At 71.8% G+C, this 22,705-nt stretch carries 17 protein-coding genes and 1 pseudogene; 7 read left to right on the forward strand and 11 right to left on the reverse strand.

From position 1 onward, the window contains the following. Window positions 1-269: 269 nt before the first annotated feature. Window positions 270-3,911 (forward strand): RICIN domain-containing protein, encoded by a 3,642-nt coding sequence (locus ACIBPB_RS07130; RefSeq protein WP_396838663.1) that lies wholly within the window; start codon window positions 270-272, stop codon window positions 3,909-3,911. A gap of 168 nt (window positions 3,912-4,079) precedes the next feature. Then, on the forward strand, window positions 4,080-5,129 hold the full coding sequence (locus ACIBPB_RS07135) for a carboxypeptidase-like regulatory domain-containing protein (RefSeq protein WP_396838664.1): 1,050 nt from the start codon (window positions 4,080-4,082) through the stop codon (window positions 5,127-5,129). A gap of 78 nt (window positions 5,130-5,207) precedes the next feature. Here the strand turns inward: ACIBPB_RS07135 and ACIBPB_RS07140 are convergent, their stop codons facing one another. The 8 genes and pseudogenes from ACIBPB_RS07140 to ACIBPB_RS07175 all read right to left on the reverse strand — a co-directional run bounded on the left by ACIBPB_RS07140 (window position 5,208) and on the right by ACIBPB_RS07175 (window position 13,947). Then, the gene (locus ACIBPB_RS07140; protein ID WP_396838665.1) at window positions 5,208-6,485 is read right to left on the reverse strand and encodes a sensor histidine kinase; all 1,278 of its coding nucleotides are present in this window, start codon (window positions 6,483-6,485) and stop codon (window positions 5,208-5,210) included. Next, a complete protein-coding gene (locus ACIBPB_RS07145; RefSeq protein ID WP_396838839.1) occupies window positions 6,485-6,577 on the reverse strand; it encodes a hypothetical protein in 93 nt (30 codons plus the stop codon). The genes ACIBPB_RS07140 and ACIBPB_RS07145 overlap by 1 nt, the downstream gene beginning before the upstream one ends. Before the next feature lie 281 nt (window positions 6,578-6,858). After that, window positions 6,859-7,155: pseudogene (locus tag ACIBPB_RS07150) on the reverse strand (response regulator); the annotation flags it as partial. Window positions 7,156-7,207: 52 nt separating this feature from the next. Beyond that, the gene (locus ACIBPB_RS07155) at window positions 7,208-8,476 is read right to left on the reverse strand and encodes a cation:proton antiporter (protein WP_396838666.1); all 1,269 of its coding nucleotides are present in this window, start codon (window positions 8,474-8,476) and stop codon (window positions 7,208-7,210) included. Next, window positions 8,473-9,807: a cytochrome P450 gene (locus ACIBPB_RS07160; protein ID WP_396838667.1), complete on the reverse strand. Its 1,335-nt coding sequence runs from the start codon at window positions 9,805-9,807 to the stop codon at window positions 8,473-8,475. The genes ACIBPB_RS07155 and ACIBPB_RS07160 overlap by 4 nt, the downstream gene beginning before the upstream one ends. Further along, window positions 9,804-10,880 (reverse strand): alpha-hydroxy acid oxidase, encoded by a 1,077-nt coding sequence (locus tag ACIBPB_RS07165; protein WP_396838668.1) that lies wholly within the window; start codon window positions 10,878-10,880, stop codon window positions 9,804-9,806. The genes ACIBPB_RS07160 and ACIBPB_RS07165 overlap by 4 nt, the downstream gene beginning before the upstream one ends. A gap of 1 nt (window position 10,881) precedes the next feature. Next, on the reverse strand, window positions 10,882-12,447 hold the full coding sequence (locus ACIBPB_RS07170; RefSeq protein ID WP_396838669.1) for an NAD(P)-binding domain-containing protein: 1,566 nt from the start codon (window positions 12,445-12,447) through the stop codon (window positions 10,882-10,884). Window positions 12,448-12,459: 12 nt separating this feature from the next. Next, a complete protein-coding gene (locus ACIBPB_RS07175; protein WP_396838670.1) occupies window positions 12,460-13,947 on the reverse strand; it encodes an aromatic amino acid ammonia-lyase in 1,488 nt (495 codons plus the stop codon). Window positions 13,948-14,010: 63 nt separating this feature from the next. Here ACIBPB_RS07175 and ACIBPB_RS07180 point away from each other — a divergent pair, with 63 nt between their 5' ends. Further along, complete coding sequence (locus ACIBPB_RS07180) at window positions 14,011-15,555, forward strand: NAD(P)-binding domain-containing protein (protein ID WP_396838671.1); 1,545 nt, start codon at window positions 14,011-14,013, stop codon at window positions 15,553-15,555. Beyond that, window positions 15,545-16,978: a class I adenylate-forming enzyme family protein gene (locus tag ACIBPB_RS07185; protein WP_396838673.1), complete on the forward strand. Its 1,434-nt coding sequence runs from the start codon at window positions 15,545-15,547 to the stop codon at window positions 16,976-16,978. Before ACIBPB_RS07180 ends, ACIBPB_RS07185 begins: the two co-directional genes overlap by 11 nt. A 100-nt stretch (window positions 16,979-17,078) precedes the next feature. On the opposite strand, the gene ACIBPB_RS07190 is transcribed toward ACIBPB_RS07185, so the two are convergent. Both ACIBPB_RS07190 and ACIBPB_RS07195 read right to left on the reverse strand, forming a co-directional pair. Continuing rightward, a complete protein-coding gene (locus ACIBPB_RS07190) occupies window positions 17,079-17,846 on the reverse strand; it encodes a DUF4396 domain-containing protein (RefSeq protein ID WP_396838674.1) in 768 nt (255 codons plus the stop codon). Window positions 17,847-18,198: 352 nt separating this feature from the next. Next, window positions 18,199-19,173 (reverse strand): GlxA family transcriptional regulator, encoded by a 975-nt coding sequence (locus ACIBPB_RS07195; protein WP_396838675.1) that lies wholly within the window; start codon window positions 19,171-19,173, stop codon window positions 18,199-18,201. Window positions 19,174-19,494: 321 nt separating this feature from the next. On the opposite strand from ACIBPB_RS07195, the gene ACIBPB_RS07200 reads away from it, so the two are divergent. Together ACIBPB_RS07200 and ACIBPB_RS07205 are read left to right on the forward strand one after the other, a co-directional pair. Continuing rightward, on the forward strand, window positions 19,495-20,133 hold the full coding sequence (locus ACIBPB_RS07200) for an HD domain-containing protein (RefSeq protein ID WP_396838676.1): 639 nt from the start codon (window positions 19,495-19,497) through the stop codon (window positions 20,131-20,133). Window positions 20,134-20,185: 52 nt separating this feature from the next. After that, complete coding sequence (locus ACIBPB_RS07205) at window positions 20,186-21,124, forward strand: NADP-dependent oxidoreductase (RefSeq protein ID WP_396838677.1); 939 nt, start codon at window positions 20,186-20,188, stop codon at window positions 21,122-21,124. A gap of 101 nt (window positions 21,125-21,225) precedes the next feature. Here ACIBPB_RS07205 and ACIBPB_RS07210 read toward each other — a convergent pair whose 3' ends face one another. Further along, window positions 21,226-21,459 (reverse strand): hypothetical protein, encoded by a 234-nt coding sequence (locus tag ACIBPB_RS07210; RefSeq protein WP_396838678.1) that lies wholly within the window; start codon window positions 21,457-21,459, stop codon window positions 21,226-21,228. Between the two features lie 24 nt (window positions 21,460-21,483). Between ACIBPB_RS07210 and ACIBPB_RS07215 the strand changes: the two genes are divergently transcribed. Continuing rightward, window positions 21,484-22,506: a beta-propeller fold lactonase family protein gene (locus ACIBPB_RS07215; protein ID WP_357312331.1), complete on the forward strand. Its 1,023-nt coding sequence runs from the start codon at window positions 21,484-21,486 to the stop codon at window positions 22,504-22,506. Window positions 22,507-22,705: the final 199 nt, after the last annotated feature.

Raw genomic sequence — 22,705 nt, forward strand, 5'->3', positions numbered from 1 at the left:
AGTCGATGAGGACGAATACCAGTACGAACGCGATGGCCCGGGACCATCCGGGCCGTCTTGGATAGGACACAGGCACCATCGGCGACGCCTCCCCGCGCGCGGCATACGGCCACTCTTGGCCGATCGCAGCATCGCAATGCGTGTGCACACGATCCGCACAAGCGGCGCACACGGCCGACCGGGCCGGCCGTCGCCGGCCCCGGCGGGGTGCCGACCCGACCATACGATGCTCGCGACCAACCCGGGTTCAGCGGAATGAGGTGGTGGACGTGGCGTCATCAACGGCGGCGGTGCTCCTGGCGACTCTGCTGGTCGGCGCGGCTCCCGCGCTCGCCACGCCGTCCGGGCCGGGACCGTCGGACGCGCGCGCCGTCGCCGGGGCGGGTGGCGGGTCCGGCGCCGCGACGGACACCGAAGCCTCCACCGCGACCGCCGCGACCGCGCTGGCCCGGCGGACCGGGCGACGCATCGAGATCACCGGCGAACGCACCGAGACGACGCAGGTGTTCGCCAATCCGTCCGGTACGCGGACCATGGAGCAGCACGTGGTACCCGTGCGGACCCGCCGCGACGGCCGCTGGGTGCCGATAGACACCCGGCTGGTCCGCGCCGCCGACGGCTCGGTGGCGCCCGGTGCCACCGTCACCGACCTACGGCTGTCGGGCGGTGGCCGGGCTCCGCTGGTGACCGCCACGCAGGACGGCCGACAGGTGTCGTTGTCCTGGCCGCACGCGCTGCCCGTGCCGGTCCTCGACGGCGACACCGCCACGTATCCGGCGGTGCTGCCCGGGGTGGACCTGCGCGTCACGGTGCACCCGGTGGGCTTCTCCGAGGTGCTCGTGGTGCACGACGCCACGGCCGCGCGCAATCCGGCGCTGCGCCGGATCCGCTTCACCACCGGCACCCGAGGGCTGACCCTGCGAACCGGACCGGACGGTGGGAGCAGCGCGGTGGACCTGCAGGGACGGGCGGTGTTCACCTCGGGTACGCCGATGATGTGGGACACTCCGCCCGCCGCCCCGGCCGCCGGCGGCGTCTCCGGCGCCGCCCTCCGGGAGCCCCGCCGCTGGGCGATGCGCACCGAACTGGGCCGCGGCGAACTGGCGGTGCTGCCCGACCCGGCCCGGCTCGCGGGCCCGGACCTCCACTACCCGCTGTACCTCGACCCGTCCTTCAGCGCCACCCAGTACCAGTGGACGCTCGTCAACAAGGCCAGCCCCGGCACCTCCTACTGGACCGACGACTTCTACCGCAAGGACGTCCGCGTCGGCAAGGTGTACGGCAGCAGTGACGGACCGTGGCGCAGCTTCTTCGAGATGAACGTCGCGCGGCTGGCCCGGGCCACCATCTCGCGGGCCTGGTTCTCGATAACCATGACCCACACCGGGAGTTGCGCGGCAACCAGCGTCGAGCTGTGGCACACCAGGACGATCGACCCCGCGGTGGCCCTGACCTGGACCAACAGCGGGACCGCCTGGTTGGACGGCAAGGCGCTGGACACCCGGAGCGGCAAGGCCAACAACTCGGCGTGCGGCCAGCCACCGCTGCTGATGGAGTTCGGCCTCGGCAACGACAGCGTCAAGACCCTGGTCCAGCAGACGGTGGGCGGGACGGCCCCGCAGGAGGCGCTCGGTTTCGGGTTGCGTATTCCCAGCGCCAGCGAGGGCGACCAGAACTACTGGAAGCGGTTCGACAAGGCGACGGCCCGGCTCATCGTGGAGTACAACAACGCCCCGTCGGCACCCACCGGCGTCACCACCGTCCCGCCAAGCCCGTGCGGCACCGCCGCCGCCCCGACGCCGCTGACCACCACCACCCCGTCCCTCACCGGTGTCGGGTACGACCCCAACGGCGACAACGTCTCCAACGCCCTGGAGATCCTCTCCGGCGACGCCGTGCTGACCACCATCGGCTCCGGCACGGTCGCGTCCGGCACCGCCGTTCCCTGGCCGCCGGTCCCGGCCGGGGTGCTGCCGGGTGACCAGCCGGACACCGTGTTCAGCTACCGGGCCCGCACCTCGGACAGCGGCCTCCTGGCCGGGGCGTACTCGGCACGCTGCTATTTCACGGTGGACACCGCGCGACCAGGTGCGCCGACGACATCGTCGACCGACTTTCCGGCGGGCAGCGTGGGCCGCTCCGTCGGCGAGCTCGGCTCGGTGACCTTCACCAGGAATGCCGCCGACGCCGACGTCACCGGTTTCCGGTACGGGTTCAGCCCCGACAGCACCACCATGTGGGTGGCCGTCGGGGCGGACGGCAGCGCGACCGTGCCGGTCACGCTGTGGCCGTCGATCGCGGGGGACATCGGGGACGTCCGCCGTACCTTGTACGCGCGGGCCGTCGACCGGGCCGGGAACTCCAGTGGCCTGACGGCCGGATGGGACCTGGTCGCCCGCGGCCGGGCCGTCAGCGCCCCGCCGGTGGACGGCGACACCAACGGCGACCGGCGTGCCGACGTCACCGCGGTCGTCGACCAGGGGTACGGCCGCACCACCGTGTGGAACGTGTTGAACGCGTCGGCGGGCGGTCGGCCCACCGGTTACCTCGGTTGGGACACCGACACCAACGGCGGATTCCCGGTCGACCGGATCCAGAGCGCCAACGGTGACGTCAACGGGGACGGCCGCACCGACACGGCGGTCCTCCGCGAGGACCCCGACGGCTACCTCCGGCTGTTCCTGCTGCTGTCCGACGGCACCCGGTTCACCGCGGCCAGCCAGCCGGCCTGGTCGGGCACCGGGTTCCACGTCAGCCACCTCAAGATGGTGGCCGGCGACTTCGACGGGGACGGCGACGCCGACCTCGCCATGCTGCAGGGGCTGGCCGGCGACCAGAGCCGGCTGTGGGTGCAGTACTCGGCCCGCGGCGCCTTCGGCGCACCGGTCCTGGTCTGGGACAGCGGCCCCGGGAACCTGCCCTTCGCCCAGGCCACCCCGGTGGCCGGTGACTTCACCGGGGACGGCTACGCCGACATCGCCGAGATCTACGACGCGGGCGGCAGCCGTACCAGGGTGTTGCTGCACGCCTCGACGCAGGCGGCCTTCGCCGCGCCCACCCAGATCTGGGACAGCGGCGCGGGCGTCTTCGCCGCCGGCCGCGCCCGCTTCGCGGCCGGCGATGTCGACGGCGCCGGGGGCGACGAGATCGTCGCGCTCTACGACGACGGTGCGGCCACGGCACGGTTGTTCACCATCGGCAACCGCGGCGGTGCCTGGTCCAGCGCGGTGTGGTGGAGCAGCGGGGCCGGCGCGTTCGACGCCACCCGCGCGACGCTCGTCGTCGGTGACTACACCGGCGACGGGTACGCCGACGCCGGGGCCCTGTACGACCTCGGGGGCGGGGTCCGGCGGATCTACACCCTCGCCTCCACCGGATCCGGTTTCGCCGACAAGCAGACGTGGTGGGAGGGGCAGATCGGCAACGCCCAGCCCGAGGTGTACGTCGAGGGTGGCCGCAGGTACCGGCTGCGACCGGTGCACAGCGGCAAGTGCGTCGACGTGCCGGGCGGCAGCACGGCCAACAGCACCGCTCTCGACCAGTACGACTGCGTCGCCACCGCCACCTGGGAACAGTTCCGCCTCACCCGGGTGGGCGCGGCACCCTACTTCCGGATCGGCACCGACGCCGGCAAGTGCGTGGACATCGAGAAGTGGGGCATCCTCGACAACGCGCGGGCTCTCCAGTACACCTGCGACGGTGGCGGGTTGCCGCAACCGAACCAGCAGTTCAGCCTGACTCGCGTCGCCGGCAGTGGCCTGGACACCGTGGTCACCATCCGGAACCTGCACAGCGACAGGTGCCTGACCATCAGCGGCGCGAGCACCGCCAACAACGCCGCCCTCGTCCAGGCCGCCTGCGCCGCCACGCCCGCTGCCCACCAGCAGTTCCACCTCACCGTGGAGCCCTGATCGTCCAGGGCGCGGCACGAGCCCGGGGCCGGGTCGCGCGGCCCGTCCCGGACGGGGCATAGTGGCCCGCGGCGCATCGGCCGGTGTTGCCTGCTCTCGGGAAGGTGGTTGGCAGCAGTGACGACGCGCTCACGTGTCCGATGGAGCCGGGCGGCCGCACTGATCACGTTGACCGGGGGGACGCTCGTGGGGCCGGCGGCACCCGCGACGGCCGCCTCGGAGACCGTCCGCATCCTCAGCGTGTCGGCGGAGAACGTGAAGCCCAACGAGACGGTACGCGTGCGGTTCCGGGTCACCAACAACGGAAGCCGGGCCGAGACGGCCATCGTGGTGGTCGGCGGCGGCCTGCGCTGCGCCTCCGGATGCCGGGCGGAGCCGAACCTCGGACCGGGCCAGAGCCAGACCCTCGACACGACGCTCGTCGCCCCCGAGGCCCGTCCCGGTGAGGTCACCGGCCTGAACATCTCGATCGGCGTGCGGCTCGCCGGGCAGAACAGCTATGACCACACGATGGTCTACGTCCATGGCCCGGGTACCTCGGCCTCCGGCGGGGACAAGCCGGCGGCCGGGGTGACGGGCGTTTCCGGCACCGTCCGCGACGCCGGCGGTCAGGCGATCGGCGGTGTGGACCTCACCATCCGGGACAGCGCCGGGCACGAGTACCGCACGACCAGCAGCCGTAGCGGCCGGTTCTCGATCGCGTCCAGCGCCGGCAGGACGATCGCCGCGGGACCCATCACGGTCCGTGCCACCCTGGCCGGCTACCGCACCGCCCGCGCGAGCGTGCGTGGCCGCGCCGGTGACGTCGCGACCGTACGGCTGACCCTCGCCGCGGTGGCAGCGCCCACGACGACGTCGCCGTCGCCCGCCGCGGCGGCGAGCCCGCTCGCCGCGGCGGGCGACGGCACCGCCGCTCCGCCGACGTTCAAGGCCGTCAGCGACGAGGGCGGCGGTTCGTCGCCGTTCCTCCTCCTGGGCGGCGTGCTGATCGCCGCGGGCGGCGCGCTCGCGCTGCTGGTGATGCGCCGCAGACGGGCACCCGACGCGGTGGCGGCGGCCGAGGTCCCCGCGACCGTCCCGCTGTCGGCACCGGCCGGTGGGGGCATGGCCGACGCGCCGACCGCGGTGCTGCGCACCGTGCCGGTGGCCGGCGGCTTCCCGGGCTCGTCCGGCGCGGCCCCGCCGGATGGCAGCCACCCGACCGGCTACCTCGGTTGACCGGCCGGCCCGGGCCCGGTCCGGAGGTGCGCTCCTCGGCGGCTCGGACGGGGGTTCGGCGTCCGCGCGATCCGGCGCTCAGCTACCGGCTCCGAGCTGGCGCGTCCGCGGGTTCCTGAGCCGCGCGGCGCCACCCGTGGCGATCGGCCGGCGCGTCCTGGGCAGGCGCACCGTGAAGCGGGCTCCCCGCCCCGGACGGCCCTCGGCGTCGATCGTGCCGTGGTGGCTCGTGACGACCTCCTGGAGCAGGGCCAGTCCCAGGCCGAAGCGGCGGTCTCCGGAGCCCGGGCCGCGGTGGAACCGGTCGAAGATCCGCCGGGCGTCCGCCTGGTCGAAACCTTTCCCGGTGTCGGCGATCACCAGCTCGGCGACGGTGTCGACGGCCCGGAGCGTGACGTCGATCCGGCCGCCTGCCGGGGTGTGGGCCAGCGCGTTCGCGAGCAGCTCGCCGACGACCCGGCGCAGGGCCGATTCGACGCCCGGCACCGGCAGGGGGCCGTCGGGGGCGTCCAGGGTGAGGGTGACCTGACGCTCGGCGGCGCGTTCGGTCTCGGCGGCGACCGTCGTGCCGATCAGCGAGGTGAGATCGACCGGCGGATCCGGCTTCCGGTCGGCGGGAGCGGCGGCAAGCCGGGCGGAGAGCAGCAGGTCGTCGACGATCTCGCCGAGCCGCCGGGTGGTGCCGATCAGTCGTTCCAGGTCGTCCACGTTGGTGGCGGTGCCGTTGCGCGCCCGCCGCGCGATCAGTTGGGCGCGGGTGTGCACCTGGGCGATCGGGGTTCGCAGTTCGTGGCTGGCGTCCGCGACGAAGCGGCGCTGTCGGGTCAGCGCCTCGGCGAGTGGTGCGACGGCCCGGCGGCCGACGAGCACACCGGTGAGCATGGCGGCGAGCAGCCCGACCGCGGCCGCGAGGCTGAACGCGAGCAGCAGGTGCCGGCGGTCGGACAGCTGGAAGCGGGCGTCGAACACCGCCTGGACCACACCGTCGCCGCGGGCCGCGGTGCGCACGTGGTAGGTCGTGCCGTTACGCGTGACCGTGGTGAGCTCGGTGGTCCGGGTGGCCGTTACGGTGTCCAGCGCGTCGTCCAACGGGAAGCCCGGCGGCGGCGGGTTCAGGCCCGTGTACACGGTGGCGCCGTCGTACTGGAAGATCCAGCTGCACGCGGGCGGACCGGCGATGGTCCCGTGCTCGGTGCCCCAGGTCAGCTCACGCCGGATCTGCGCCTCCTGGCTGTGGACCAGGACCGCGTACGAGATGCCGCCGGCCAACAGCAGCAGGCCGCCGATGGTCAGGCCGACGAGCAGGCCGATCCGTAGTCGGGCCCGTCGGACGATCGCCTGCTCGGCCGCCTCCATCAGAGCGTCCCGAGGCGGTAGCCGAGCCCGTGCACGGTGCGGACCACCGTACGGCCGAGTTTGCGCCGCAGGTAGTAGACGTAGGTGTCCACGATCGACGCCCCGGCGGCCTCTCGAAGACCTTACGGCGCAGCACGGCCCGTGGATGTACGGCGTTCGGCCGGGCTGCCAGCACCCGTAGCAGTTCGAACTCGCGGGTGGACAGCGCCACCCGGGTGCCGTCGGCCAGTATCGCGTCGCGCGGCCCCAGGTCGAGCAGTCCGGCGCCGATCCGCAGTACGTCGGTCGGCTCGGCGGTGCGCCGGCACAGCGCCCGGACCCGGGCGCTCAGTTCGTCGAGGTCGAAGGGTTTGACAAGGTAGTCGTCGGCGCCCGCGTCCAGCCCGGCGATCCGGTCGTCGACCGTGCCGAGCGCGGTGAGCATCAGGGTCCGGGCCGGGACCGCCCGGGCGCGTAGCCGGGTGACCAGGTCGAGGCCGTCGAGTGCGGGCAGCATCCGGTCGATGACCATCACGTCGTAGGATCGGGTCAGCCCGAGATGCAGCCCCCGCTGGCCGTCGAAGGCCCGGTCGACGAGGTAGCCTTCCTGGCCCAGCGTCTCGGTGAGCAGCTCCGTCAGGTCCGCGTCGTCCTCGACCAGCAGCAGCCGGTTCGATGTTCCGCCCCGCATATGTTAACGATCCCATAGATGAGCACCGATGGAAGCACCGGTAACTGTCTCTTCAACTATCTGAAACCGCCAGCGCGGGCAGGGGTGCGGTATCGGGCCGTTGCGCCTCCCGGCGCTCGATCCAGCGCAGCGTCGGCGTCGTCATCAGCGTGGTGACCAGCGCGACCAGGACCAGCACGGTAAACAGGGACGGGTTCACGATGCCCGCCTCCAACCCGACGTTCAGCGCGATGAGCTGCATCAGGCCGCGGGCGTTCATCAGCGCGCCGACCCGCAGCGCGACACCCTGCGGCTCCCCGCGCAGCCGGGCCGCCGCCCAGCAGGCACCGAACTTGCCGACGATCGCCACCGTCACGCAGGCCAGCGCGAACAACAGCACCGGCAGGGAACCGAGCAGCCCGAACTCCGTGCGCAGACCCGAGTACGTGAAGAACAACGGCAGGAAGAGCGTCGCCGCGACCGGGGTGAGCGTGTCCACCACCGTGTCGGTGTTCTCGGTGCGCGGCATCACCACGCCGACCGCGAACGCGCCGAAGACCGCGTACAGCCCGATCTCGTCGGTGTACCAGGCGACCAGGAAGAGCAGGGCGACCGTGCCGAGCAGCCGGGCGCGGTCGTTGAGACCGCGATGGGTCATCAGCGCGGAGGTGGCGGCACGCCCGCCGAACCAGAGCACCAGTCCGAAGAGCACCGCTCCGCCCGCCGTGACGATCGCGGGACCGGCCCGGCCGGAGGCGAAGGCCAGCACGGCCGCCAGCATGATCCAGGCGGCCATGTCGTCGATCGCGCCACTGGCCAGGGAGAGGGTGCCGTGCCGGGTGCCGGCGTGCCCGTGCTCGGTGATGATCCGGGCCAGCATCGGGAACGCGGTGATGGCCAGGGCCACGCCGACGAACGCGGCCGACACCCCGAGTGAGGTCCCGTCGGTCCGGATCGGCACGGCGTCCGCGGTCACCAGGACCAGCAGCACCCCCAGCAGGAGCGGCGCGGTGACGCCGGCCAGCGAGATCACCCCGGCGGTGCCGGCGAGCCCGGTGACCCGGTGGGCGCTGAACGCGTATCCGGCCTGGAACATGAACAGCACCAGGCCGACCTGACCCACGACATAGAGGACCGGCAGCAGGGGGGCCGGGAACAGGGCGTTCTGCACGTCCGGCAGCAGGAGTCCGAGCAGCGACGGGCCGAGCAGGACGCCGGCGAGCATCTCGCTGACCACGGCGGGCTGGCCCGCCCTGCCGAGCAGCCAGGCGACCCCTTTGCAGGAGAGCAGGATCACCGTGACCGCGATGAAGAACCGTGGCGCCAGCTCCGTTGGTGTCATCGGACCGCCTTCTCGAAGTAGTTGGTGCACAACCGCTGCCGGCGGGCGTCGACGACCATCCAGGTGCCGAACACCAACTGCCGGAGACTGCGGCCCACGTCGGCCCACCGGTCCCGCAGCCGCATCGCGGCCAGCCGTAGCCGCCCCGGACCGCCGCATCCGACCGGTGTGAGGTATGCCGGGCCTCGGCTGGGCAGCGACCGGGTGTGGGAGGCCGAGGAGGCCAGGGCGTACCGGCGCAGCACCTCGCGGGTCGCGGCGCGCATCATCACCGGCGCGACGCCCCGGGCCGGGCAGGCCCGGTTCGCGGTGATCCCGTACGGGATGAAGTGCGCGTCGCCGCGCTTGAGCGTCAGCCAGCGGTCCGGGTCGAACCGGTCGTCGCCGGCGGCCCCGCCACGGTGGAACGCCAGGTAGTTGAAGAGCAGCACCGTTCCGGCGGGCAGGGACACCCCGGTGGGCAGGGTGATCGGCGCCGACGTGATCCGGTGCGCGACGCCGAAGAGCGGATGCACCCGCAGCGTCTCGTCGATCACCCGGTCCAGCGCGTCGTCGTCGTCGAGTCCCCGCTGGAGGTCGGGATGCGTGGCGAGGGCGAGCAGCACGTGCGCCGTCGCCTCGGACATCTGCACGACCGCGGTGTTGAAGAAGGCGCCCTGCAGGTACCAGGCCGTCTCCTGGGCGGTGAACGGCGGCGGCAGCGTGACCGGGCAGGTCTCCGCCCGGAGCCGGTCGTACAGGTACCTGGTCAGCCGGTCGCGCCGCCGCATGTGCCGCAGGCCGGTGCACTTCAGCCCGGTGACCACGTCGTCCGCGTTGGCGACGATCAGCGCCCGGGCGTCCGGCGGACAGGCCTCGCCGAAGACGAGTTCGTAGTAGACCTCGGCCCAGACCGGCATCATCAGGTCGCGCAGCCGGACGTGGCTGGTCCGGTCGGTCGGCAGCCGGTCGAGCACCCGCCGGGTGGCGGCGGTGGCGAGGTCGTCGCAGCGCTGGCGGCGTACCGCGAGCACCCGCCGGGTGGTGGCGGCCACGGTCCGGTAGCGCTCGCCCGGCTCCAGATGTTCCTGGTGCATGTGCGGTCCGGGCGCCAGCCAGTACCAGAACAGGTCCGACAACCCGGCGCCCCGGCTGCGTCCGTCCGCCGCCGGATCCGCGTACACCCGCTCGAAGTGCTCCATGCCGACCGTGGGACCCGGCACCGGAACGCCTTCGACGCCGTTGACCTTGACGAACACCCACTCCCGCAGCCGGACCACCGTCCGGGGCAGCCAGGACGGGACGGTCCACGCCACGCCGATCCCGGCCAGCACGATCAGGACGACGGTCATCCGCACGCCACCGTGGCGACGAGGTCAGCGTGCAGGTCGGCCGGCCCGGTGGCGCCGGCCAGCGCCAGCGCCCGGTTGAGGTCGGCGTGGAGCAGGTCGAGCACCTGGCGTACCCCGGCGGCGCCGCCCACCGCGAGCCCCCAGAGCACCGGGCGGCCGACCAGCACCGCGGTCGCGCCGAGCGCCAGCGCCACCAGGACGTCGGCGCCCCGACGGACGCCGCCGTCGAGCAGCACCGGCAGCCGCCCCGCCACGGCCGCGACGACGGCGGGCAGCGCGTCCAGGGTGGCCAGCGCCCCGTCGAGTTGCCGGCCGCCGTGGTTGGAGACCAGCACACCGTCGACGCCGTGCGCGACGGCCAGCGCCGCGTCCGCCGGATGCAGCACCCCCTTGAGCAGGATCGGCAGCGTGGTGACCTCGCGCAGCCAGGCGATCCGCGCCCAGTCCAGCCCGGCGTCCATCCCGATGGCGCGCACCCGGCCGCTCGCGTCGCGCATGTTCTCGCAGACCAGCCCGGGCGGCAGGTCGACGAAACCGTGCCGCAGGTCGCGTTCCCGCCGGCCGAACACGGGCGAGTCGACCGTGACGACCAGGGCGGTGCAGCCGGCGGCCTCCGCGCGCCGTACCACCGACGCGGTGAAATCGAGATCCGGCTGTGGGTAGAGCTGGAACCAGAGCGGCCCGCCGGCGGCGGCGATCTCCTCGACCGGCCGGGTGGCCGCCATGCTGACCACCATGATGGTGCCCGCCTCGGCGGCGGCCCGCGCGGTGGCCACCTCGCCGGCGGGGTGCGCCAGCCGGTGGAACGCGGTCGGCGCGATCAGCACCGGCATCGAGATCCGGCTGCCCAGCAGCGAGGTCCGCAGGTCGCGCCGGCGCACGTCGCGCAGGACGCGGGGCACCAGGTAGCGCCGGGTGAAGGCCGCTTCGTTGGCGCGGACCGTGCGTTCCTCGCCGGCGCCACCGGCGAAGAAGTCCCAGTGCACCGGGTCCAGGCGACGCCGCGCGTCGGCGGCCAACTCGGCCAGGTTCAGGGCCGGGCCGTCCAGCGCCGCGCCGGGTGACGGACGCATCTCAGTCCTCGGCACTGCTCAGGCAGCGGTCGAGGAACGCGGCCAGCGGCGCGACGTGGGTCTCCGGCCGATCCCATCGGTTCTCCAGGTTCTCCGCCAGGTGGTGGGTGGCGAGGACCTGGCCCGCCCGGTGGTGGCGCACGACCGGATGCAGGTAGGCCGCGTCGTGGGCCTGGCCGGCGGCATCCTGGGCGACCCGGCTGACCGTGATGTCGAACGGATCCACCCGGTCGTGCTCGGGACCGTACTCGAGGGTGACGACGAAGGCATGCGCGTAGTCGTGGTCCGCGGTGCGCAGGCCGGTGCGGGCGAAGTACTCGACCGGCACCTCGTCGTGGTAGCGCGCGTCCGGTCCGGCCACCGTGACCACGTCGGCGAGGAAGCCGAACTGCTGCCACAGGGCGGAGGTGCGGTTGACCCGCGCGACGATGGCGTCCGCGATCACCGCCGGGGTGGCGTCCAGCTTCTCCGCCGGCCAGGGCGTGTCCCCGTACCGTCGCTCCAGGATCCGGTGCAGCGCCCGGACGCCGTACCGAAAACCGTGGATGAAACCGCTGGTCGAGCGTCTGAAATCGCGTTCCTGGCTGAGCGTGCCGGCGAAGTGGAGGCCGGGCACGTTCACCGACTCCCACTCCGGGGTCTGCGCCGGGAAGCGGTCCCTGATCGTCAGCGCCGGCCGGCAGGTGTCGTCGAAGATCGACGCGTCGAAGGCGAAACCGGTGCAGGCGAGCACCCGGTCGTACCACAGTTCCTTGACCACCTCGTTCGCGCGGGAGAACGCGAACGTCACCCGGAAACCGGTGCCGTCGCGCTCGATGCGTCTGACGTGGCCGTCCAGGATCGCGTTGGCCGACTTCAGCTGGTAGGTGTCCAGGAAGTTGTTGTTCACCGCGCGCAGGTGCCCCACGTAGTGCGTGCGCCACGCCATCCGGACCGGACTCGGCCCGGCGATGTGGATCAGCGTGGTGGTCTCCATCAGGCTGTCCGCGGTCTCGAACGCGGAGTTGCCCTTGCCGATGATCAGCACCTTCTGGTCGAGGTAGTCGCGCGGGTCGACGGACATCTCCGCGTACTGCTCGGCCAGCTCCAGCCCGGGGATCTCCGGCCGGTACGGCCTGGAGACGCCGGTGGCGACGATCAGCCGGCGCGCCCGGAAGACCTCCTCCCCCGTCCGGACCTCGAACATCCCGTCGACCTTGCGGACCGACGTCACCCGGGAGTTGTACCGGACCCGCGCCCCCGTCTTCGCGGCGAAGTCCGCCAGGTAGCGGACCATCACGTCGGCGTCGGGGAAGTACCGTTCGGTGTACCTGGTGAACCGCAGCGCCGGGTCGTCGCTGAGCAGTGAGTTCCAGTCCAGCCGCAGGTTGAGCTCCGGGTCGTCCGAGCCGGTGTGCGGCTTGTTGATGGAGATCAGTTGCCGGTGCCGGGGAAAGGTGGCGAAGAACGCCCCGGGGATCTCCGCCTGTTCCAGGACCAGATAGTCGCGCTTGCCGTCGGCCTCCAGCAGCGCGGCCAGTTGCAGGCCGGCCGGCCCGGCCCCGACGATCAGATAGTCAAGCGTCATGTGCGCCCACCCTCAGGGAAGAGAAACGGAGAAATCCGCGACCACGCCGGCCGCGCGCCGCACGTCACCGTCCAGCGGCCGGTCCGGGTCGATCGGCGGTACGGCCGCGGCCACCGCGGCCAGCGCCTCGGCGCAGCCGGACGCGGTCGGCGTACGCGCACCGACGTGGGCGGCCTGGCGCAGCCCCACCGCCAGCGACCCGACGATGAGGTGCAGCAGTCGGGCCTGGTCCAGGGCCCGCAGCGCGGCCTGGGTGCCGAGCGGGATGACATCCTGGTTGTGCAGGTTGGTCGGCACGCTCTGCATGCTCGCCGGCATGGCGTCCCGGCGGATCTCGGTGATCAGCGCGGTCGAGGCCAGCTGCACCCCTTGGAGCCCGTGCTGCTGTCCCGGGCCGGCGGCCAGCATCGGCGGCAGGCCGCCGTTGCGGTTCGGGTCGACGAGCAGATCCAGTTGCCGTTCGGCGAGGTTGCCGACCTGCGCCACGACCATCGACAGCAGGTCGGCGGCGAACGCGGCCGGCTGCCCGAAGAAGTTGCCGCCGTGCACCACGAGGTCGTCGTCGGGAAAGAACAGCGGATTGTCGGTGACGCTCGCGAGGTCGGCCGCGACGACGGCGTCGACGTAGCGCAGGGCGTCCTCGGCGGCGCCGAGCAGTTGCGGCGCGCACCGCAGGCTGTACGGCTCCTGCAACGGTCGTTCGCCGGACGCGACGAGTCCGGCGCTGACCCGCCGCATCCGCGCGCCCACGTCGATCGCGCCCGGATGGCCGTACGCCCGCAGCAGCCGGGCGTCGAGGAACTGCGGGTCGCTGCCGAGCAGATCGGCGAGCAGGCAGGTGAGCACCTGGACCGCCCGGTGCGCGGTGCGGACCGCGTCCAGCGCCAGCGCGGTCGCCGCCGTGGTCAGCGAGGTGCCGTTGACCAGGGCGAGGGCGTCCCGGCCGTCCAGCGGCAGCGGTTCGAGGCCGGCCCGCCGCAACGCCTCCGCCGCGGGTAGCCGTACCCCGTCCAGACAGGCGTGGCCCCGGCCGCGCAACGCCTGGGCGGCCGCGCCGAGCGGGATCAGGTCGCCACTGGCGCCGACCGAGCCCAGCCGGGGCACCGCGGGGACGAAGGTGGTCGCGAGCATCGCCGCGAGGGCGTCGATGACGTGCGGGGAGACCCCCGACGCGCCCCGGGCCAGCGACGCGGCCCGCAGCAGCAGGGTCGCGCGGACCACCTCCGGGTCGAGGTCCGGGCCCTGGCCCGCGCCGAGGTGGGCGAGCGTGTTGTCGGCCTGGTCGCGCAGGTCGGCGCGGCCCGCGTACCCGACCAGGGCACCGAAGCCGGTGGTGGCGCCGTACACCGCGCGGTCCTCGCCGAGCACCGCGGACAGGAAGGTTCGGGCGGCCGTGACCCGGTCCCGGACCTGCGGCCCGACCACGACCTTGATCGGGTCGCGGGCGGCGCGAAGGTCGGCGATCCGCAGTGGGACATCGAGGTCCACCTCTGTCGTCATGCGATCGCACCCTAGAGACGAATTCTCAGAACGCTCTGAGATCGAGTCGCTACGTTGCGCCGCATGACGCTCGACTATCTGATCCTCGGAGCCGGACCGGCCGGGCTGCAGCTCGCGCACCTGCTCGAGCGCGACGGCCGCGACTATCTGGTGCTGGAGGCCGGCGCGGCGGCGGGCACCTTCTTCACCACCTATCCCCGGCACCGGCAACTGATCTCGATCAACAAGGTCTGGACCGGCTCCGACGATCCGGAGTTCAACCTGCGCGCGGACTGGAACTCACTGCTCACCGACGATCCGGCGCTGCTGTTCAAGAACTACAGCCGGCGGTACTTCCCGGACGCCGCGGACCTGGTGCGCTACCTCGCCGACGTCGCCCAGGGCCTGTGGATCAGGTACAACACCCGGGTCACCCGGATCGCCCGCGACGGCGAGCTGTTCGTCGTGCACGCGGGCGACGACACCATCACCGCCCGACGGGTGGTGGTCGCCACGGGCGTGTCCCAGCTGTACGTCCCGCCGATCGAGGGCGCCGAACTCGCCGAACGGTACGACACCGTCAGCGTCGACCCGGACGACTTCACCGACCAGCGCGTCCTCATCATCGGCAAGGGCAACTCGGCCTTCGAGACCGCGGACGCGCTCGTCGAGACGGCCGCGGTCATCCATGTCGCCGGCCCACACTCGGTGAAGCTGGCGTGGCAGTCGCACTACGTCGGGCACCTGCGCGCGGTGAACAACAACTTCCTCGACACGTATCAGCTCAAGTCGCAGAACGCGGTCCTGGACGGCACCGTCGAGCGGATCGCCCGGCGCGACGACGGCGGCTACCGGATCGACTTCCGGTACGCCCGGACCGTCGAGGCGATCCGGCAGATCGACTACGACCGGATCATCCTGTGCACCGGCTTCCGGTTCGACGCGAGCATCTTCGACCCGTCCGCCCGGCCGCGGCTCGTCATCAACGACCGCTTCCCCGAGCAGACCCCGGCGTACGAGTCGGTGAACGTGCCCGGCCTGTACTTCGCCGGCACCCTCACCCAGCAGCGCGACTTCAAGCGCTCGACGAACGGGTTCATTCACGGCTTCCGGTACGGTGTACGCGCCCTGCACCGGATCCTCAACGCCCGCCACCACGACTCGCCGTGGCCGGCCACGCCACTGGAGATCACCCCGGAGGCGATCGCCGATGCGATCATCGCCCGGATCAACCGCACCTCGGCCCTGTGGCAGCAGTTCGCCGTCCTCGGCGACGTCGTCGTCATCTCCGGCGACACCGCGCGGTATCACGAGGAGGTGCCGGTGGCGTACCTGCACGACGGCGGCCTGGGTCCGGAGCCGTTCGCGTTCGTCATCACCCTGGAGTACGGACCGGACCACGACCAGGTCGACCCGTTCGACATCACGGTGCCCCGGATCGCCGAGAACGACGCCGCGCACGCCCACGACGCCAGCTACCTGCACCCGGTCGTCCGGGTCCATCGCGGCGGCCGGGTCGTCGCGGTGCACCACCTCGCGGAGAACCTGGAGAACCACTGGAATCTGCCGGACGTGCACCACCAGCCGCTCGTGCTCTTCATCAAGAGCGTGCTCTCCGATGCCGGCTGAGATCTGGCCGCAGCCGGTGCTGGACCTGCTCGCCACCGGCGACGACCGGCCGGTCTTCGAGGACGGCGACCGGGTCGTCAGCACGGCCCAGATGTCCCGGCTGGTCCGTCGCATCGCCGCCGGGCTCCGGGCCGCCGGGGCCGGCCCCGGCGTCGGGGTGGCCCTGCGGCTCGGCGTCACCGCGGAGGCCTTCGCGGCGATCATCGCGGCGTTCGCGGTTGGCGCCCGGATCTCCGGGATCCGCCCCGACCTGACGCCGGCCCACCGCGCCTGGCACCTCGGCGGGAACACCCTGCTGGTCGACGACGCCCGGGCCGCCAAGCTGGCGCGCACCGCCGACGACGGACGTGCGCTGATCGCCGCCGGGCGCCCGGACGACGTCGCCCGGATCATCTGGACCAGCGGCAGCACCGGCACGCCGAAGGGCTGCGCGCAGACGTACGCGGCGATGAGCGCGGCCTGGGCGCCGTACCCGGAACGTTGGCCTCCGGCGATCGCCGACCTCGCCACCCGGCTACAGCGTTATCTCGTCTTCGGTTCGCTGGCCAGCCAGGTGATGCTGGAGTACGGCATCCTCACCCTGGCCGCGGGGGGCACCCTGGTCGCGGCCCGACCCCCGGGTTTCCCCGGCATGATCGCCCGGCATCGGGCGACCGCGAGCGTGATCACCGTCGGCAAGCTGTACCAACTCGTGCACGATCAGCGCACCGATCCGGTCGACCTGGGCAGCCTGCGGGCCCTGCTGGTCTCCGGCTCCCCGCTCGCGCCGGGCCGGCTCGCCGAGGCGCTCGACGTGCTCGGCCCGGTGATCTTCCACGGCTACGGCCAGACCGAGACCGGCATGATCACGATGCTGACGCCGGCCGAGATGCTGGCGGCCCCGGCCACGCTCGCCTCGGTCGGCCGCCCACCCCCGGTGACCGGGCTGTCCATCCGGGACGCCGACGGCCGTCCCGCCACCGAGGGTGAGCTCTTCGTGCGGACACCGGCGCAGGCCGCCGCGTACTGGACGGATCCGGTCGAGACCGCCGACGTCTTCGTCGACGGCTGGGTCCGCACCCGCGACCTGGCCCGGCTGGACAGCGACGGCTACCTGCACCTGCTCGGCCGGATCCGGGACGTCATCATCGTGCACGCCAACCTGGTGTACGCCGGCCCGATCGAGCGGGTTCTCGCCGCCGACCCCGCGGTCGCCGAGGCCTATGTCGTCGGCCGTCCCGACGACGTCACCGGAGAGGCGGTGCACGCCTACGTGGTGCCGGCCGCCGGCCACGAACCGGATGCCGGGCGGCTGCGCGCCCTGGTGACGGAGGCGCTGGGGGCGCCGTCGGCCCCGCAGACGATCCAGTGGATCGAGCGGGTGCCGGTGGGGCCGAGCGGCAAGCCGGACAAGCGCACCCTGGCACGCATGACGAACAGGTGATCTGGCCAGGTCGCGGCCGGACCCCACACGGCGTCCGGCGTGCCCGGTGACGCCGAACTCCACGGGCACGCCGCCACCCAGGGCGTCGGCGAATCACCCCCTACTGCGGCGTGCCCAGCAACTCCGATTTGACGCCGCGGCGGATCAGCCACATGGTCGGCGGCCACGCGGCGAAGAAGCCGATGATCAACCCGATCTGGATAACGAGCCAGAACACCGGACTACCCGGCCGCAGGGTTTCATGGAAGACCAGAAAATGCATTATCGCCAGCCAACCCAACAGAGCAACCTCGAAGACGGACACGGTCAGCAGGTCCGCCCGGAGAAATCTCCGCATCGCGGCCGACACTTTTCGACTGTTCCCAGGAGCCTCGGCAAAATACCGGAATGCGATGCCTATGGCCACTGCGCCTACATAGTCGCCGACCACCTCGGGCCACACCGTGCTGCCGAATATCTCGAGGCCAACGCCGTAGGTCACAGGCGTGGCAATGATGACACCCAGGGTGCAGTGCGTCGCACAATGATAGGTCTGAATTATCGTAGGCGCGTGTCGCGACGCCCTCGGCGCGTTGCCGTACCGGTCGAGCCACCGAGGAGACTGGGGCCTGCCCCACCTTCGGTAGCTCAGGACAGCAGCCGGGCCAAGGTAGAGGGCGGTTGCCGGCCAGACTATCTCCATGACCTTGACCGGCTGACGATATCCAAGAACAAACTGGTCACCAACGACAACGGCGGTGCTGATCAACCCCACAAAGAGCGAAGCCCACGCAAGCACAACAAGCCACGCCGGTTGCACAATAATCTCCGTTCGCTCCACCGCACCCAATGCGATGTCGATGGCGGCGGATTCGACGAACTCCGCCACCAGGCGCCGACATCGATACCGTCTCGTTCATGAGCACATCGGGCGCTGCGACATCGCTCAGCCCGCCCTGGGTCTGAACAATGCACCCGATGACGAGCAATGCTTCCCCCGGGTCACCGGCCGGCAATGAGAACGCCCAATACCTCTCCTCGTCGGGTGAGACCAAGCGGCCTACGCGCCGGGAGGAGGCGTGCAGCCTCAGTCGAGCAGGGCCCGGCAGTGTGTTCAAAGAGCCACCACCCTTGCGGTAACGCGGGCCTCGATCGCTAGGGTGCGGCGGTGACCGCTGGCGCCGAGCGATGGCTTGCCACGTGGTGTTACCAGCGCGGACAGGCCACGTGATGGCGGAGTACTAACCCGCGCCGGTGCGGCGCGTCGTGCTGAACCGACGCTGGTAGGCGGCCGGGCTGATCGACAGCTTCCGGGCGAAGACCCGTCGCATGCTCTCGTAGCTGGGGAACCCGGCGAGGGTCGCGGCCTGCGTTGCGCTGTGCCCCTGGTCGAGCAGCGCCCTGGCCATGTCGAACCGGATGTTCTCCACGTAGCGGGCCGGTGTCGTGGACAACTCGTCGTGGAAGAGCCGGGTGAGGTGCCGGGTGCTCACGTTGAGGTGTTTCGCGAGTTCACCGAGCGAGTGGTCCCCGCGCGGGTTCGCCGTCACCAGGTCGGTGATCGTGCGGAGAGCCGGCGACCGGGGCGGCGGTCCCTGCAGCGGTGCCGAGAACTGGGACTGGCCGCCCGCACGCTGCATGTACACCACAAGGGCGCGGGCGACGTCGCGCGCCACGTCCGGCCCGTGATCCTCCTCGACGAGGGCGAGCGCCAGATCGATCCCGGCCGTGACCCCTGCCGACGTGTACGTCGTGCCGTCCCGGACGTAGATCGCGTCGGGCTCGACGCGGGACGTCGGATACCGGGCGGCCAACTCGTGCGTGACCTTCCAGTGCGTGGTCGCGCGCTTGCCGTCGAGGAGGCCGGCGGCGGCGAGGATGAAGGCCCCGGTGCAGATCGACGCGACCCGACCGGCCGCCGTCGCCGGTGTCCGTACGGCGTCCGCCAGGTCGGCGGGGACCTGGGCGCGCGGGAACCGGTCGGACCCGGCCACCAGCAACGTGTCGACGGCCGGCGCCGGCGAGAGGGCCCCGTCGGCCGCCACCCGGACGCCGAGGTTCGTCGTGACGTCCGCACCGGTCGGCGAGAGCAACACGATGCGGTAGTCGGCGCCGAACCGGTTCGCCTCCTTGAACACCTCCGCGGGACCGGCGACGTCCAGCAACGTCACCCCGTCGTAGACGAGGACTCCGACCCGGTGGGTGCCGGCGGTCACCGCCGCGGCCCTTTCGGAGCCGGATCCGCGTCGGGGCAGCCGGAAGCCGGTGGCACCGACCGCCGTCGGGCCGGCGCAGCGGGAGGCTCGGACACCGCTCATTGGTAGCACGCCGCCGGAGGCGGCGGCGGGCACTTCGTGGTCAAGATCGCTCACGGTACGACGTTCCGGCGACCCAGCGCTCCCTGATCTCGGCCGATCGCGCCCTGTCCGGATATGAGGGATTCCTGGCCCGACGAGGGCGGCGCGGTACGACGATCGGTGGGCAGCATGGAGACCGGAGACAGCGAACGTGAACAGTTCCGGGGAAGGTCAGAGATCATGCCAGAGGTCATCGCGGGGTTGGAGATTCCGGAGACGGCGGCCGTCGCCGAGGCGACCAGGCGCATCCAGGAGACGACCAGCCCGCTCATCTACCACCATTCCCGGCGGGTCTTCCTCTTCGGCCTGATCCACGCACAGCGGCTCGGCGTGAAACCGGACCCGGAGCTGCTCTACCTGGCGGCCATGTTCCACGACAGCGGTCTCCTGACGCCCTTCTCCGACGTCGAGCAGCGCTTCGAGGTCGACGGGGCCGACCACGCGCGCAGGTTCCTCCTGGACCGGGGTTTCCCGGCGGCCGCCGCGCAGACGGTCTGGACGGCGATCGCGCTGCACACCACGCCGGGCATCCCCGACCGGATGGCCCCGGAGATCGCGACCACGTACCTCGGTGTCCTGACCGACGTGCTCGGCCTCGGCCTGGCCGAACTGGACCGCGATCAGCTCGACGAGATCCTCGCCGTCCACCCGCGAGGCGACTTCAAGAACGAGTTCCTGCGGACCTACGTCGAAGGGCTGAAGAACCGGCCCGAGACCACGAACGGCACGGTGAACTCCGACGTGCTCGAACACTTCATCCCCGGGTTCCGCCGGGTGACGACGGTCGAACGCATGCTCGGTTCGCCCTGGCCGAGCTGACCGCACCCACGACCACCCCGGAACCGACGAACGCCCTGGAGAGGATTCGAGCATGCGAGCGATCACCGTACGCGACCGCCAGGCGGGTACCGGCGGACTCACCCTGACCGACATGCCCTACCCGCACGCCGCCGAGAACGACGTCATCGTGCGCGTACACGCCGCCGGCTTCACCCCCGGCGAGCTCGACTGGCCGGCGACCTGGACCGATCGCGCCGGTCGCGACCGGACACCCAGCATCCCCGGGCACGAGCTGTCCGGAGTGGTCGTCGAACTCGGCTACGGGACCACCGGCCTCACCGTCGGCCAGCGGGTGTTCGGACTGACCGACTGGGCCCGCGACGGATCCCTGGCCGAATACACCGCGGTGGAGGCCCGCAATCTCGCTCCCCTCGCGGCCGACATCGACCACACCGTGGCCGCCGCGTTGCCCATCTCCGGACTGACCGCGTGGCAGGGACTGTTCGACCACGGCCACCTCACCACCGGCCAGACCGTCCTCGTCCACGGCGCCGCGGGCGGTGTCGGCTCGCTCGCCGTCCAACTCGCCCGGGAGGCGGGCGCCCGCGTGATCGGCACCGGCCGGACCGCCGACCGGGACGTCGCGCTCGACCTCGGCGCGCACACCTTCCTCGACCTGGACGCCGACGAGCTGCGGCACGCCGGCGAGGTGGACCTGGTACTCGACGTCATCGGCGGCGACATCCTCACCCGATCGACCGAACTGGTACGGCCGGGCGGCACCGTCGTCACCATCGCCGCGCCGCCCACCGTGCAGCCGACGGGCGGGCGAGCCGTCTTCTTCGTCGTCGAACCGGACCGCGTCCGGCTGGCCGACCTCGCCCAGCGGGTACGGACCGGACGACTCAAGCCCATCGTCGGCGCGGTGCGCCCGCTGACCGAAGCAACCTCCGCGTTCACCCGCGACCGCCGCACACCCGGCAAGACGATCATCCAGGCCGCGGACGAGCAGGGTACGCCGCAGTCGTGATCAGTGCGGACGCCGGCGGCCTGCGCACCGGTCCGGCGATCGCGGCGGCTGGACCAGGGTCGACCTGGTCGGACCCCGGCCTCCTCGATTCCCCCTAAACATCACCCTTTCGGGCAATACACCCCATCGGCCTGATACGTGCCCTTAACGTCGAAAAGGAGCAGGATTCGTGTTTCCCATCTTTTCGAACAGAAGGGCCCATCATGAGACGGAGAATGGCCGTTGCCGCGGTTCTCCTCGCCGGTCTGGCCGGTGTCGGAACGCTCCCAGCGCTTGCTCTCGCCGACGGCGGAGGCCCGGAATACCGGCACGACGATGGTGGTGGTCCGGGCCACCAGGAGGACGGTGACGACGCGGCCGTGTTTGTGCAGACGAACAAGGCCGAGGGCAACACGATCAAGGTCTACGAACGTGACGAGGACGGCCGGCTCGCCCCGGCGGGCGAGTACGAGACGGGTGGCCTGGGCGGGTTCACGGTGGGCGCGCCGGGCGACGCGCTGGCCTCGCAGGGGTCGCTGAGATACCACGACGGGCTGCTGTTCGCGGTGAACGCCGGCGACAACACGGTGACGGTCTTCCGGGTCGACGGCACCAAGCTCCACCGGCTGCAGGTGATCTGGTCGCACGGCCTGTCGCCGGTCAGCGTCGACGTACGCGACGACCTGGTCTACGTCCTCAATGCCGGGGGTGCCGGCTCGGTGCAGGGATTCCACCTGCACAAGGGACGTTTGTCGCCGATCGAGGGCGCACACCGGTCGCTCGGACTGCACAACGGCAACCCGCCCGGTTTCATGACCGCCCCCGCTCAGGTCGAGATCGACCCCGACGGCGACTTCGTGCTGGTCAGCACCAAGGGCGCCAACGTCATGTTCAGCTATGAGATCGGCCGCGACGGCGAACTGTCCCGACACCCGGTGATCAGCGACGCGGGCAACACCCCGTTCGGGTTCACCTTCGACACCGAGGACACGCTGCTGGTCACCGAGGCCGGCAGCAACGAGGTAAGCCGATTCGAGCTGGAGGACGACGGCCTGCTCGACCAGATCGGACCGTCGGTGCCCAACGGCCAGCAGGCGCCGTGCTGGATCCAGCGTGTCGGCGACTACTTCTTCGTCGCCAACGCCGGGAGCTCCACCATCAGCTCCTACAAGGTCGACGAGGACGGGAACCTGATTCTCGTCAGCGCCGTCGCCGCCGACACCGGCGGTGGCTCGATCGACATGACCGCCAGCGACGGCTTCCTCTACGTCCAGAACGCCGCCGCCGGCAACGTGCAGGGCTACCACGTCGGCCCGGACGGCTCCCTCGAACTCGTCACCGAGGTGACCGGGCTGCCGCAGTTCGAGAACGGCATCGGGATGGAAGGCATCGCCGCCTCCTGACCCACGTCCACCGCTGGTCCCGGTCGGTGACACGGCCGGGACCAGCGCTTGTCTCTGATACCGCCACCGAGTTCCCTCGGCACCGCCCGGCGGCTCACGGAAGTGACGGACGACGTATTCGACGCCGGCCGGCCGGCGACTTTCGGGAGTCGGCCGTCCCCGATTGGGTCGGCCGTCCCGATTGCGGAACCGCGCCGCC

The sequence above is a fragment of the Micromonospora sp. NPDC049836 genome, from assembly GCF_044465125.1.
Lineage (GTDB): Bacteria > Actinomycetota > Actinomycetes > Mycobacteriales > Micromonosporaceae > Micromonospora.

Excerpts from the sequence above, each read along its gene's own strand:
- ACIBPB_RS07140 (WP_396838665.1), bottom strand. The coding sequence starts at position 6,485 with ATGGAGGCGGCCGAGCAGGCGATCGTCCGACGGGCCCGACTACGGATC.
- ACIBPB_RS07155 (WP_396838666.1), bottom strand. The coding sequence starts at position 8,476 with ATGACACCAACGGAGCTGGCGCCACGGTTCTTCATCGCGGTCACGGTG.
- ACIBPB_RS07160 (WP_396838667.1), bottom strand. The coding sequence starts at position 9,807 with ATGACCGTCGTCCTGATCGTGCTGGCCGGGATCGGCGTGGCGTGGACC.
- ACIBPB_RS07165 (WP_396838668.1), bottom strand. The coding sequence starts at position 10,880 with ATGCGTCCGTCACCCGGCGCGGCGCTGGACGGCCCGGCCCTGAACCTG.
- ACIBPB_RS07170 (WP_396838669.1), bottom strand. The coding sequence starts at position 12,447 with ATGACGCTTGACTATCTGATCGTCGGGGCCGGGCCGGCCGGCCTGCAA.
- ACIBPB_RS07175 (WP_396838670.1), bottom strand. The coding sequence starts at position 13,947 with ATGACGACAGAGGTGGACCTCGATGTCCCACTGCGGATCGCCGACCTT.
- ACIBPB_RS07180 (WP_396838671.1), top strand. The coding sequence starts at position 14,011 with ATGACGCTCGACTATCTGATCCTCGGAGCCGGACCGGCCGGGCTGCAG.
- ACIBPB_RS07185 (WP_396838673.1), top strand. The coding sequence starts at position 15,545 with ATGCCGGCTGAGATCTGGCCGCAGCCGGTGCTGGACCTGCTCGCCACC.
- ACIBPB_RS07200 (WP_396838676.1), top strand. The coding sequence starts at position 19,495 with ATGCCAGAGGTCATCGCGGGGTTGGAGATTCCGGAGACGGCGGCCGTC.
- ACIBPB_RS07205 (WP_396838677.1), top strand. The coding sequence starts at position 20,186 with ATGCGAGCGATCACCGTACGCGACCGCCAGGCGGGTACCGGCGGACTC.